The following is a 12,967-nucleotide window of genomic DNA, read 5'->3' on the forward strand; positions in this document are numbered from 1 at the left end:
CCATGGCCACTTCCACGACCCAGGACGCGGCGGCCCCTGCGGCGCCGCGCGAGATCAATCGCCCCATGGTGACGGTGTTCATCATGCTGGCGACGATCATGCAGATCCTCGACACGACCATCGCCAACGTGGCGTTGCCGTCCATGCGCGGCAGCCTCGGGGCGACGCAGGATCAGGTCACCTGGGTCTTGACCTCGTACATCGTCGCCGCTGCGATCATGACGCCGGTCACCGGCTGGCTGTCGGATCGCTACGGCACGCGCGAGCTTTTTCTCGGTAGCGTCGTCGGCTTCACGGCCACCTCCATGCTCTGCGGTCTCTCGACCAGCCTCGAAATGATGGTCGTCTTCCGCGTCCTGCAGGGATTGTGCGGCGCCGCCCTCGTGCCGCTCTCGCAGGCGGTGCTCCTCGACATCAATCCGAAGGAGAAGCACGGCCAGGCGATGGCGATCTGGGGCGCCGGCATCATGATCGGCCCGATCATCGGTCCGACGCTCGGCGGCTGGCTCACGGACACCTTCGACTGGCGCTGGGTGTTTTTCGTCAACCTGCCCGTGGGCATCGTCGCCTTCATCGGCATGCTGGTCTTTCTCCCGGATACGGAGCGCCGGCATCGCGGCTTCGATTTCTTCGGCTTTGCGATGCTCGCCATCGCCATCGGCGCTCTTCAGATGCTGCTCGACCGCGGCGAACAGGTGGAATGGTTCTCTTCGCCCGAAATCTGGATCGAACTCGGCCTGACAATCTCCGGCCTGTGGATTTTCATCATCCACGCGCTGAGCACGGAGCATCCGTTCCTCGACCTCAAGATCTTCAAGGACCGCAATCTCGTCACCGGCCTCGTGCTGATCTTCATGGTCGGCATGATCCTGCTCGCCGCCCTCGCCCTCCTGCCGCCGATGCTGCAGAACATCATGGGTTATCCGGTGGTGACGACAGGTCTCGTTCTGGCCCCCCGCGGCGTCGGTACGATGATCTCCATGATCGTCGTCGGACGGCTCGTGCAGCGGGTCGATCCGCGCATCCTGATCTTCTGCGGCCTGTGCCTCACCGCGTATTCGCTGCATCAGATGAGCAGCTTCACCCCGCTGATGGACAACCATCTGCTCATCTCGAGCGGCATCATTCAGGGATTGGGGCTCGGGCTCGTCATGGTGCCTCTCTCCACCGTCGCCTTCGCGACCCTGGAGCCGCGCTTCCGCACGGATGGCGCCAGCCTCTTCAGTCTGTTGCGCAATATCGGCTCGAGCGTCGGCATTTCCGTCGTCACGACGGTGCTCGCCCACAACGTCCAGATCAACCACGCCGAACTCGGCGCGCATATCACGCCGTTCAACCCGATGCTCGATCAGGCGGCGAGTTCGCTCGGGGCGAGCCGCGAGACGGCGATCGCCGTCCTTAGCCAGAGCATCAACCAGCAGGCCATGATGATCGCCTATATCGACGACTTCAAACTGATGATGTTGATCACGCTCGCTGTGCTCCCGCTCATCCTATTCATGCGCAAACCGCAGCATATGGGCGGCGGTGGGATGGTCGCCGCGGACTGAGCCGGCCCCGGCGCCATCACTATTTCTGAAGGGAAACGCACGGTTTCCAAAAAGCCCGTGCGGCTTGCCACCCGTCGATTGACAAGCATGCCGGGATTCATCTTCATACATCCATGACCCACGACAATTCGCATTCGGCCGACGGCAAGCAGCGGCGCTCGCCGGAGGAAAAGCGTGCCATGGCCGCCTCCATCGTCGCCAAAGGTGCAGGCTTTGAGCGCACCGGACGGCTCGATGCGGCACTCGCCCATTATCGTCAGGCCCAGACGCTTTTGCCTCGGGACGCACAGATCAATTTTGCGATCGGGCGCATCTTCCTCGGTGTCGGTCGCCCGGCCGACGCGATCGAACCGCTGAAGACGGCCGTCGCCGCCAAACGCAAGGAGCCCGAACCGCGCCATCTTCTCGGCCTCGCCTATCTGGAAAGCGGCGATATCAGTTCCGCCCTCCGCCAGCTCAAGGAGGCGGTTTCGCTCGCGCCCAAGGCGCCGGCGTTTCTCTCCGCCCTCGGCAGCGCCTATCTGCGCGCCGGCGATGCCGACAAGGCGGAAGAGATGCTGCGCCGCGCGGTCGAGCTCAATCCGCGCGACCCGACGGCAAAGCTCAGGCTCGCGGGCCTTGTGCTCTACCGCGGCCGCAATGCCGATGCCGAAAAGCTCTACCGGGACATGCTCGCCTCTGGCGACAGACGCCCCGTCGTCTATGCCGGCCTGCTGGAAGCCGGCCGCTTCGAGGCCGAACCACCGGAATATGCCGACATCGAAGCGATGGCCGAGGACGCAAAGCATCCAAAGGTCGAAAGGCGGATGCTGCATTTCGGCCTTTCCGGCCTCGACCGACGGCTGAAGCGGGAAGAGAAATCCTTCGCCCATGCGACCGCCGGCAATGCCCTGCTGCCGGAATTCGATCTCGGCTATTTCGCCGAGATGGTGGCGGCCTTCAAAGAGGCGGTGACGCCCGACTTCTTCTCAGAGCGCCGCAACATCGGGCATGCCAGCGAGGTGCCGGTTCTCATTTTCGGCATGCCGCGCTCGGGCACCAGCCTTATGGAGCAGATCGTCACCGCGCATCCGCAGGCGGCGGCTGCGGGCGAGCTTCCTTTCTTTCAGCGCGCCGTCTCCGAACTCGGCATCCGCTTCACGCGAGAGCGCAACGCCGTGCCGCCGGAAAAACTCGCCGCACATCTGCACAGTCTCGATGGGGCACAGCTGTCGCGCATCGCGCCCCTCTACCTGGAGCGGCTCAAACAGATCGCGGGACCTGCGGCGCGCATCACCGACAAGACGCCACACAATTTCCTGCATCTCTGGCTGATCGCCCTTCTCTTCCCCAAGGCGCGCTTCATTCACGCCCGGCGAGATCCGATGGCGACCTGCTTTTCCTGCTTCACCACCGATCTCGGGGACTGGCACGCCTATCGGCGCGATCTCACCACGCTCGGGCGCTATTATGGGCTCTATGAAGAGCTCACCGCGCACGTCACGACGGTGCTGCCGCAGACGGTGTTCGAATGCCGCTATGAAGAGCTCGTCGGAGATCCGGAAAACGCCGCGCCGAAGCTCGTCGATGCGGCCGGTCTCTCCTGGGATCCGCGCTGCCTCGACTTCCACGAAAGCAAGCGCCTCACGCAGACCGCCTCGCATGCGCAGGTGCGAGAGCCCGTGCATACCAGGCGCGTCGAAGCCTGGCGCGCCTACGAAGCCTATCTCGAGCCGCTGAAAGCCGCGCTTTCCGAAACAAAACGGTTCGCGCGCCGCCTGAGCCGCCGCGCCTGACGCCGTCATCCGGGAGGGGCCACGCGCGTCCTCTCTGGCCCCGACAGAGCCGGGACCAGGGAAAGTTCAGTGAAGACTACCGAACAGAGCGCGTTCGCTCCGAAGACGCGCGATGGCCGCCGTCAGCCGCGGCCGACGAACGGCATCTTGGTCGCCATCACCGTCATGAAAAGGATGTTGGTGGACAGAGGCAGCGAGGCCATGTGCAGGACGGCATCGGCCACCTCGCGCGCCTCCATCAGAGGCTCGACGGCGACGCTGCCGTTCGCCTGGGGCACCCCCTTTGCCTGGGCCGCCGCCATATCGGTTCCCGCATTGCCGATATCGATCTGGCCGCAGGCGATGTCGAAGGGCCGCCCGTCGAGAGCGAGCGTTTTGGTCAGACCCGTGATCGCGTGCTTCGACGCGGTATAGGGCACACTGCCCGGCCGCGGCGCATAGGCCGAGATCGAGCCGTTGTTGATGATGCGGCCACCCTGTGGCTTCTGCCGCCGCATCAGGGCGAAGGCACCACGTGCGCATAGGAAAGAGCCGGTCAGATTGATGTCGACGACCTTCTTCCATTCTGCGACCGGAATCTCGTCGATCGGTGCCCCTGGCGTATTCGCACCGGCATTGTTGAAGAGAAGATCGAGCCGGCCGTAAGCCTCCTCGATCTTCCCGAACAAGGCATCGACGGATTCCGGATCCGCGACATCGGCCGGCACGACCAGCGCATCCCCCTCGTCGGCTTCCGCAAGCGCAACCGTTTCCTTCAAGGGCGCCTCGCGCCGGCCGGTCAGAACGACCTTCCAGCCCGCCATCAAAAAGGCCGAAGCGGTTTCCCTGCCGATGCCGGACCCGGCGCCGGTGACGAGTGCGATCTTTGCGGCTTCCGCCATGCTGTTTCCTTCCCTGAGATGATCGTTTCTTGTCGTTCTTGCTTTTGGCTGGTGCGGCGTCCGCACCAGCCGCTTTAAAAGCTTCAAAAGAGACCTTCGATCAACCCTTCTGCATTCAGGCGGATCTTTTCTGCCGCCGGCTCCTTCGGCAGGCCTGGCATGGTCATGATCTCCCCGCAGATGGCGACGACAAAGCCCGCGCCGGCCGACAGCCTCACCTCGCGCACGGGGACGGTATGACCCGCCGGCGCGCCGCGCCGATGCGGATCGGTGGAGAACGAATACTGCGTCTTCGCCATGCAGACGGGAAGATGGCCGAAACCCTTCTCCTCCCACTCGGCAAGCTGCGCCAGAACCGTCTCGCTCGCAGCGACATGCGCGCCGCGATAGATGCGCCGCACCACCGCCTCCATCTTCTTGAAGAGCGAGAGGTCGTCCTGATAGAGCGGCGAAAAATCCGCCGTGCCGCTGTCGGCGAGCATCACCGCCTCGCGCGCCAGATCCTCGATGCCGGCCGACCCCTCTTCCCAGTGCCGGGCGACGATCGCCTTGGCGCCGAGCTCTCCCACATAGGCTTTGACGCAATCGATCTCGGCCTTGGTGTCGCTGGTGAAATGGTTGATCGCGACGACCGCCGGCACGCCAAACTGGCCGATATTCTCAAGATGCCGGCCGAGATTGGCGCAGCCGCGTTCCACCGCCGCCACATCTTCGCGGCCCAGGTCTTCCTTCGCCACGCCGCCGTTCATCTTCAAGGCCTTGATGGTCGCCACCAGCACCACCGCATCGGGCTTCAATCCCGCCATCCGGCACTTGATGTCGAAGAACTTTTCGGCACCGAGATCGGCCCCGAAGCCCGCTTCCGTCACCACGTAATCGGCGAGTTTCAACGCCGTCTTGGTGGCGATGACGGAATTGCAGCCATGGGCGATGTTGGCGAACGGTCCGCCATGCACGAAGGCCGGGTTGTTCTCCAGCGTCTGCACCAGATTGGGCTTCACCGCCTGCTTCAGGAGCGTCGCCATGGCCCCGTCGGCCTTCAAGTCGCGTGCCGTCACTGCGCTCTTGTCGCGGCGATACCCGACGATGATGTTGCCGAGCCGGCGCTCCAGATCTTCCAGATCCTCCGCCAGGCACAGGATGGCCATGACTTCCGAGGCGACGGTGATGTCGAAGCCCGTCTCGCGCGGATAACCATTCGCCACGCCGCCCAGCGAACAGACGATGTCGCGCAGCGCCCGGTCGTTCATGTCCATGACGCGCCGCCAGGTGACGCGGCGCGGATCGAGATCCTGCTCGTTGCCCCAATGGATGTGGTTGTCGATCATCGCCGCCAGGAGATTGTGAGCGGTCGAGATCGCGTGGAAATCACCTGTAAAATGCAGGTTGATGTCTTCCATCGGCACGATCTGCGCATAGCCGCCGCCGGCCGCGCCGCCCTTCACGCCGAAGCAGGGTCCGAGCGAGGGCTCGCGCAGGCAGATCACAGCTTTCTTGCCGATGCGATTGATGCCGTCGCCGAGGCCAACGGTGGTCGTCGTCTTGCCTTCGCCGGCCGGCGTCGGGCTGATGGCGGTCACGAGAATGAGCTTGCCGTCTGGCCGCTCGTGCAAGGATTCGATGAAAGGGGTGGCGACCTTGGCCTTGTCGTTGCCGTAGGGCTCCAGAAATTCTGCCGGAATACCAAGCCCTTCGCCGATTTCCCAGATTGGCCGGCGCGCAGCCGCCCGCGCAATCTCGATGTCGCTCTTCAAAAGTCTTCCCCTTTGCCTGTCTGCCTCGTTCGATCGAAACGGCTTTGCCTCAAAAGCAAGGAAAGCCGCCGGCGGGCGCGTCATGCCATTGTCACGCGAGCAAAGACCTACTAGCGTTTCCAATCTGGGCCAATGGCCCGTTTGCGACATAGGCGCTCGACCTGATCGGTCGGTGGGAGGTGCCATTGCACGGACCGTCGGTGAAAGAAAAGCCGAACAAGCCTGTCTCACCGGCGTCCCGGACGCATCACTACGCCTTTTTCCTGCTGCCGAACTTCACGATGCTCGCCTTCGCGATGGCGGTCGAGCCCCTGCGCATCGCCAACCGGATGAGCGGCCACGGCCCTTACCGATGGAGCGTCATCACGCTCGACGGGGCACCCGTTGCCGCCTCCAACGGCATTGCGGTGAACGCCGACATGTCGCTCAAGGAAGCGAAGGAGCGGGCGCGCACGGACGACCGTCCGGACTTCGTCTTCGTCTGCGGCTCGCTCGGCGTGGAGCGTTTCCACAACCGCGAGCTCAACAGCTGGCTCGGCACGCTCCACCGCCAGAAAATCAGCATCGGTGCCCTCGACACCGGCGCCTGGGTGCTCGCAGATGCCGGCCTCCTCGACGGCAAGCGCTGCGCCATCCACTGGGAATCGCTGCCCGCCTTCCAGGAACGGTTTCCGGAAGCCGAAGCCTACGCCGATCTCTTCGAAGTCGACGACAACATCTCCACCTGCGCCGGCGGCACGGCTGCGCTCGACATGATGCTGCATCGCATCGGCATCGATCTCGGCGACACGACCGTCACCAAGGTCTGCGAACAGGCTCTGACGGACCGCATGCGCGGCTCGCAGGACCGCCAGCGCCTGCCTTTGCGCGCCCGCCTCGGCCTGCAGAACTCGAAGCTTCTCTTCATCATCGAATTGATGGAGGCGAACGTCGCCGAGCCCCTGTCTCTGCTCGACATCGCCCGTTACGCCGGCCTGTCACGCCGCCAGATCGAGCGGCTCTTCCGGCGCAATCTCGGGCGCTCCCCGGCGCGCTATTATCTGGAAATCCGGCTCGACCGAGCCCGCCATCTCCTCATCCAGTCGGACGTGCCGATCGTGGAAGTGGCGGTCGCCTGCGGCTTCGTCTCCGCCTCGCATTTTTCCAAATGCTACCGCGAGCTCTACGGCCGCTCGCCACAGCAGGAACGCCAGGGGCGCGAGAAGGTGCTGTCGTAGCGGGCTGACGACGCCTCAATAATCGTCGTTCATGCGCCGCCAGCGCATCCACATCTTCTCACCGATCATGCAGTCGACGCGCGGGGCGTCCTGCGCATCCTGCACGAGCGCTTTTTCCGGTGGATAATCGGCGATCTCCAGAAGCAGTTTCTGGCGGATGGCGGTGGCAAACTCGCTGACATCGCGGATCGGCAATGCGAAGGCGCCGGTGCCGCCGATGACGCAATCCTCGTAATAGGCGTCGAGGTTCGGGATAGACATGAAGCCGCGGCCGCTCGACCCTTTCAGAAGGATCGGCAGGCCGTTGATGATCACCCCTGCGGCCACGAGACGGTCGCGCTCCACCGTCACCGGCAGGCCCTGATTGTTGGGTCCGTCGCCGGAAACGTCGATCACCCGGCGCAGCCCCGCATAGCCGTTGTCGTCGAAGGCGGAGAAGGAAAAGCCGAGCGCACCGGAGATGGAGGTGCGGCGCAGGCGGCCGGTCGTCGTCGTATCGAGCGCGTCCGCAAAGGCATGGGCGGTGGACGCATCTTCGATCAAGGTCCACGGCACGATGACCTCTTGCAGGCTCGAACCCGCCCATTCGACATAGGTGACGGCGATGCGCCCCCAGCCGCCGGAACGGATGGCTTCAATCACCTCCGGATCGCGGAAGGCGGCGACATAGCCCGCGCGCTGAAACACCTGTTCGTCGTAATCCATCGACCAGGAGACATCGACGGCGAGCACGAGTTCGAGATCGACGGGCGTGTCCTCGGCCGCAAAGGCCCGCATGCCCGCGCCGGCCAGCGCAAGTGTCAGGCACAGAGACAGGATCGGACGAGGCCGCATGCAGGAAGCATCCGGCATCGGTCGCGTTCGTCCAAATCACATTTGCCGGATGGGGGCCAGTGGAAGCTCCCCACGAACGCAGGGAAGATATGCCGGCCCGTCCGCTCGGATTGACAGATTGGGCCGGCCGCCCTCTTTCCCCTGCAGCGCCCCTCTCCCCAAGCGAGCGCAGCATGGAGATTTCCTTGTCCAACGCCTTCCTCTTCGATCTCGACGGCACGCTCGTCGACAGCGTCTATCAGCACGTTCTCGCCTGGCGCGAAGCGCTCGATCATGAAGGCATTCCGCTTTCCGTCTGGCGCATCCACCGCAAGATCGGCATGAGCGGCGGGCTCTTCACCCACCAGCTCCTGCGCGAGATCGACAAGGATGTCGGGCCGGATATGGCCGAGCGGCTGCGCATTCTGCACGCGGAGGCCTATCAGCGACTGGTTCGCTCCGTCGTGCCTTTGCCCGGTGCTTCCGAGCTTCTCAAGACCTTGAGCGAACACAGCGCGCCCTGGGCGATCGCCACCAGCGGGCGGATGGAGACGGCCGGTGCGAATTTGAAGGCGCTCGGCGTCGATCCCGACAAGGCGACCGTCGTCACGCGCGATCAGGTGCGCCATGCCAAGCCCGATCCGGATCTTTTCGTGGAAGCCGCGCGCCGTCTCGACGTCCCGATCGAACGCTCGATCGTCGTCGGCGATTCCATCTGGGACATGCTGGCGGCGGCGCGCTGCCGGGCGCTCGGCGTCGGGCTTCTTTCCGGCGGCTACGGGCAGAACGAGCTCGAACGCGCCGGTGCGCTCCGCGTCTATGAAGACCCCGCCGACCTTCTCCATCACCTCGACGAGGTCGCCTCGCGGTCGATTTGAGGATATCTCGGCTTCGCCGGCATGCGGCGGCCGATAAAAGCGCTCTAGGAGCTCTTTTCCGCGGCCGCTGATCGGTGCCGGTCCCAGACCTCGTGCTCATGGTCGATCGAGCGATCGATCAGTTCGCGCCAGACCGGCTCGGCGATCTTCTCCGAGAGCCCTTTCGTGCGGGCTTCCGCAAGCACCTTCGCGACGACATCCTCGATCCGCCAGGGCAGCCGAACCTCATCGGCGCGCGGTTTGATCCGCCCGGCGGCTTCGATGTAGCGCTGACGCTCGGCCAGGAGCGTCACGAGGATCCGGTCCAGCCGGTCGATTTCGGCGCGCACCTCGTCCATCGTGGTGCAGTCTTCGGGGGGCGTCTGAGCGGTCGGGAAGGTCATGGCGCCCTCTCTACAGCCACCCGAGAAAGCCCGGCAAGACGCTTTCGCCGCCCTATCCCCTGAGCCTCTCATTGTTCGGATCGAACGACACGGCGAGATTGCTTCGAGCAGCCTCGGGCTTGGGCAAGCTGCGACCGAGGCGTCTGCACTCCTCGATCCATTCCACGATCGCCAGCTGCGTGTTCCTCAGCGCCTCTTCGGCGCTCGCGCCATCCGACATGCAGCCTGGAAGATCAGGGACACGCCCGACAAAGCCGCCTCCATCCTCGTTCGACAAGGGAGCAATCACGATCGCGTAGTCAGTCATTTGCTCCTCCTTTGTTTACCCCCGCAATCTCTCATTGTTCGGATCGAACGGGCTCTCCTCGATGATCGTGACACGCTTGCGCTCGCCGAGGATCTGGATCTCCAGCTCGCCGCCGTGATCGGCCTCTTCGGGCCGCACCATCGCAAGCGCCAGCGAGGCGCCGAGCCGCCAGCCATAGCCGCCGGAGGTGGCGCGGCCGACGAGTTCGTCGGTTCCCGGCTTGAAGATCGGTTCAGAACCCCGCGCATCGGCATCGGTGACGCCCGACACCTCCATCGTCACGAAGGTCCAGCGGTCGCCCTTCTCACGCGCTTCCGCCAGTTGATCGCGGCCGATGAACGGGCCCTTGTTGGGATGCACGAAGCGGTCGAGGCCGCTCTCATAGGCGGTGTATTCGATCGACAGCTCGCGCGGGATGAGCCGGTAGCTCTTCTCAAGCCGCATCGTGTCCATCGCCCGGATGCCGAAAGGCTTGATGCCGAATTCTTCGCCCGCCTGCATGAGAAGGTCGAAGATCGTGTTCTGCATCTCGATCGGATGATGCAGCTCCCAGCCGAGCTCGCCGACGAAATTGACGCGCAACGCATGCGCCTGGGCAATGCCGATATTGACGAAGCGGCCGGACAGCCACGGGAAGGCGGCATTCGACAGGTCGGCATCAGTGAGTTTTTCCAACAGCTCGCGCGAGCGCGGGCCGGCGACGACCAGAACCCCCATCTGCGTCGTGATGGGACGCAGACGGACCGTCCCGTCCATCGGCGCGAGCTTCATCAGAACGTCGTGGTCGTGGCGCTCATAGGCGCCCGCGGAGACGAGATAGAAGCGGTCCTTCGCCCATTCGTAGACGGTGAATTCGGAGCGCACGCCACCGGACGGCGTCAACAGGTGGCAGAGCGCGATGCGCCCACGTTTCTTCGGAATGCGGTTGGCAAAAATCGTCTCGAGCCAGGCACGCGCGCCCGGTCCCCAGACCTCGATCTTGGCGAAGGCCGACATGTCGAGCACGCCGACGCCGTTCGTCACATTCTTCACCTCTTCGCCGACGAAGGGGAAATAATTGGAGCGGCGGAAGGACCAGCGCTCGCGGATCTTTCCCGTATGGTCGGCGGGCGGATGGTTGTCGTTCGTCAGCGTGTCGTCGACGTCGAGCTCTTCGGCCGGCACCTCGTAGCCCGCAGGCGCGAACCAGTTCGGCCGCTCCCAGCCATAGACGGAGCCGAAGACCGCCCCGAGGTCGGCCATGCGCAAATAGCACGGCGCGGTCTTCAGGGGCCGGCCCGCCGCCCGCTCCTCGTCGGGATAGTGCATGGTGAAGACGTTGGCGTAAGCCTCTTCGTTCTTCGCCTTGAGATAGCCGCGCGAGGCATAGGGGCCGAAGCGGCGCGGATCGACACCTGTCAGATCGAGCGAGGGCTCGCCTTCGACGATCCATTCGGCGAGCTGCCAGCCGGCGCCGCCCGCCGCCGTCACGCCGAAGGAATGCCCCTCGTTCAGCCAGAAATTCTTCAGATCCCAGGCCGGGCCCACCATCGGCGAACCGTCCGGCGTATAGGCGATGGCGCCGTTATAGACCTTCTTCACGCCGACCTCGCCGAAATAGGGCACGCGCGTGATCGCCGTCTCCACATGCGGCATCAGCCGGTCGAGATCTTCCTGGAAGAGCTCGTATTCGGAATCGGGATCGGGTCCCTCGACATAGCAGACCGGCGCGCCTTTCTCGTAGGGTCCAAGCAGAAGGCCGCCCGCCTCCTCGCGCATATACCAGGAGGAATCGGATTCTCTCAAAACGCAGAGTTCGGCGCCGCCGCTCTTGCGGAATTCCTGGATCGCGGGGATGGGCTCCGTCACGATATACTGGTGCTCCACCGGGATGACGGGGATTTCGAGCCCCACCATCTCGCCGGTCTTGCGCACGAAATTGCCGGTGGCGGAGACGACGTGCTCGGCGTGGATGTCGCCCTTGTCGGTCTTCACGATCCAGGAATGGTCCGGCTGCTGCTCGAGCCCCAAAACGGTCGTGTAGCGGTTGATCTCGGCGCCCAGATTGCGGGCCCCGCGGGCGAGCGCCTGCGTCAGATCGGCCGGCTGGATATAGCCGTCGTCGGGATGGGCGATGGCGCCCAGGATCCCGTCGGTGTCGACGTAGGGCCAGCGCTCCTTGATCTCCTCGGGCGTCATCTCGACGACATTGACGCCGATCGTGCGCGCCACGCCCGCATAATATTGATACTCGTCCCAGCGGTCCCTGGTGCGGGCAAGACGCACATTGGAGACTTTGCGGAAGCCGGTATCCATACCGGTCTCTTCCGCCAGCTCCTGGTAGAAGCGCACGGAGTATTTGTGGATCTGGCCGACCGAGTAGCTCATGTTGAAGAGCGGCAGGAGGCCGGCGGCGTGCCAGGTGGAGCCGGAGGTGAGCTCGCGCCGCTCCACCAGAACGACATCCGACCAGCCCTTTTTCGCCAGATGATAGAGGGTCGCAACGCCCACGACGCCGCCCCCGATCACCACCACGCGCGCTTTGTCCCGCATTCCCCGCTCCCTTGAAGTCCCGATCCTCAAAGATGAGCTTAGGGCGCGTCATCGCGCGATCATGGCTCTTCCGCGACACGCCGTAATCTCTGTGAGGCACGCAGGCACGCGCGGCGAGAATGTCGGCTCCCGAAATGTACGGATTTCAGGCGGCGGAGCGGTCTTCGACGGCCTCACCCGGCAGGCCGCCGAAGCGGCGCTCGCGGCGATGGAAGGCGGCGACGGTCTCGGCGAGATCGCCGGCCGCAAAATCGGGCCACATCACCCCGGTGAAGGCGAGTTCGGCATAGGCGCATTCCCAGAGGAGAAAATCGCTTAAGCGTTTTTCGCCGCCGGTGCGCAGGAGGAGATCGACGTCGGGCGATGCCGCGGCTCCCGAAATCCGGCTCGCGATCGCCTCCTCGGATATGTCGCCCGCTGCGGCGCAGTTTCTTGCGGCCTCGGCGATCGCCCAGCGGGCGGAATAATCGAAGGCGATGCGCAGATGGAGTTTGCGGCCCGCCGCCGTCGCCCGCTCCGCCCTCGAGATCGCGGCGCCAAGCCCGAAGGGAAGCCGGTCGCGCCGCCCGATCACGGAGAGCCGGACACCGTTGTCGACGAGTTCGTCCACCTCGCCGGCGAGATAGTGCCGCAGAAGCTGCATCAATGCTGCCACTTCCGCCTTCGGCCGGCGCCAATTGTCGCTCGAAAAAGCGTAGAGCGTCAGCGTGCCGATGCCTTCCGAAGGGGCGGCGCGCACCACGCGGCGCACCGTCTCGACGCCCGCCTCGTGGCCGGCTTTCCGGGGAAGGCCGCGTGCCGTCGCCCATCGTCCGTTGCCGTCCATGATGATGGCGACATGAAGTCTGTCGTCGCGACCACTTTGCATTACAAAGCC

Annotated in this window: 11 protein-coding genes; 4 read left to right on the forward strand and 7 right to left on the reverse strand. The window is 64.5% G+C overall.

Features of this window, described 5'->3' with window-relative positions; all coding sequences use genetic code 11:
* Nucleotides 1–2 precede the first annotated feature (2 nt).
* Nucleotides 3–1,550, forward strand: a complete 1,548-nt coding sequence (locus NYQ83_RS05470; RefSeq protein WP_128292641.1) for a DHA2 family efflux MFS transporter permease subunit — start codon at nucleotides 3–5, stop codon at nucleotides 1,548–1,550.
* 113 nt (nucleotides 1,551–1,663) lie between these two features.
* A complete protein-coding gene (locus NYQ83_RS05475) occupies nucleotides 1,664–3,325 on the forward strand; it encodes a tetratricopeptide repeat-containing sulfotransferase family protein (RefSeq protein ID WP_261213114.1) in 1,662 nt (553 codons plus the stop codon).
* A 122-nt stretch (nucleotides 3,326–3,447) separates the two neighbouring features.
* Here the strand turns inward: NYQ83_RS05475 and NYQ83_RS05480 are convergent, their stop codons facing one another.
* Complete coding sequence (locus tag NYQ83_RS05480; RefSeq protein ID WP_261213116.1) at nucleotides 3,448–4,206, reverse strand: SDR family oxidoreductase; 759 nt, start codon at nucleotides 4,204–4,206, stop codon at nucleotides 3,448–3,450.
* An 83-nt stretch (nucleotides 4,207–4,289) separates the two neighbouring features.
* Nucleotides 4,290–5,960, reverse strand: a complete 1,671-nt coding sequence (locus tag NYQ83_RS05485; protein ID WP_246008495.1) for a formate--tetrahydrofolate ligase — start codon at nucleotides 5,958–5,960, stop codon at nucleotides 4,290–4,292.
* A gap of 281 nt (nucleotides 5,961–6,241) precedes the next feature.
* On the opposite strand from NYQ83_RS05485, the gene NYQ83_RS05490 reads away from it, so the two are divergent.
* The gene (locus NYQ83_RS05490) at nucleotides 6,242–7,177 is read left to right on the forward strand and encodes a GlxA family transcriptional regulator (RefSeq protein ID WP_261213962.1); all 936 of its coding nucleotides are present in this window, start codon (nucleotides 6,242–6,244) and stop codon (nucleotides 7,175–7,177) included.
* Nucleotides 7,178–7,192: 15 nt separating this feature from the next.
* Here the strand turns inward: NYQ83_RS05490 and NYQ83_RS05495 are convergent, their stop codons facing one another.
* Nucleotides 7,193–8,011, reverse strand: coding sequence for a DUF1194 domain-containing protein (locus tag NYQ83_RS05495; RefSeq protein WP_261213117.1), 819 nt, complete (start codon nucleotides 8,009–8,011; stop codon nucleotides 7,193–7,195).
* 173 nt (nucleotides 8,012–8,184) lie between these two features.
* On the opposite strand from NYQ83_RS05495, the gene NYQ83_RS05500 reads away from it, so the two are divergent.
* Nucleotides 8,185–8,868, forward strand: coding sequence for an HAD family hydrolase (locus NYQ83_RS05500; protein WP_261213119.1), 684 nt, complete (start codon nucleotides 8,185–8,187; stop codon nucleotides 8,866–8,868).
* Nucleotides 8,869–8,912: 44 nt separating this feature from the next.
* Here the strand turns inward: NYQ83_RS05500 and NYQ83_RS05505 are convergent, their stop codons facing one another.
* From NYQ83_RS05505 to NYQ83_RS05520, 4 genes are all read right to left on the reverse strand, one after another.
* A complete protein-coding gene (locus NYQ83_RS05505; RefSeq protein ID WP_261213122.1) occupies nucleotides 8,913–9,251 on the reverse strand; it encodes a chorismate mutase in 339 nt (112 codons plus the stop codon).
* Nucleotides 9,252–9,303: 52 nt separating this feature from the next.
* Complete coding sequence (locus tag NYQ83_RS05510; protein WP_261213124.1) at nucleotides 9,304–9,558, reverse strand: type II toxin-antitoxin system HicB family antitoxin; 255 nt, start codon at nucleotides 9,556–9,558, stop codon at nucleotides 9,304–9,306.
* A 15-nt stretch (nucleotides 9,559–9,573) separates the two neighbouring features.
* The gene (locus NYQ83_RS05515; protein WP_261213126.1) at nucleotides 9,574–12,090 is read right to left on the reverse strand and encodes an FAD-dependent oxidoreductase; all 2,517 of its coding nucleotides are present in this window, start codon (nucleotides 12,088–12,090) and stop codon (nucleotides 9,574–9,576) included.
* A 145-nt stretch (nucleotides 12,091–12,235) separates the two neighbouring features.
* A complete protein-coding gene (locus NYQ83_RS05520; RefSeq protein ID WP_261213127.1) occupies nucleotides 12,236–12,958 on the reverse strand; it encodes a di-trans,poly-cis-decaprenylcistransferase in 723 nt (240 codons plus the stop codon).
* Nucleotides 12,959–12,967 lie beyond the last annotated feature (9 nt).

The sequence above is a fragment of the Afifella sp. JA880 genome (assembly GCF_025379905.1).
Lineage (GTDB): Bacteria > Pseudomonadota > Alphaproteobacteria > Rhizobiales > Afifellaceae > Afifella > Afifella aestuarii.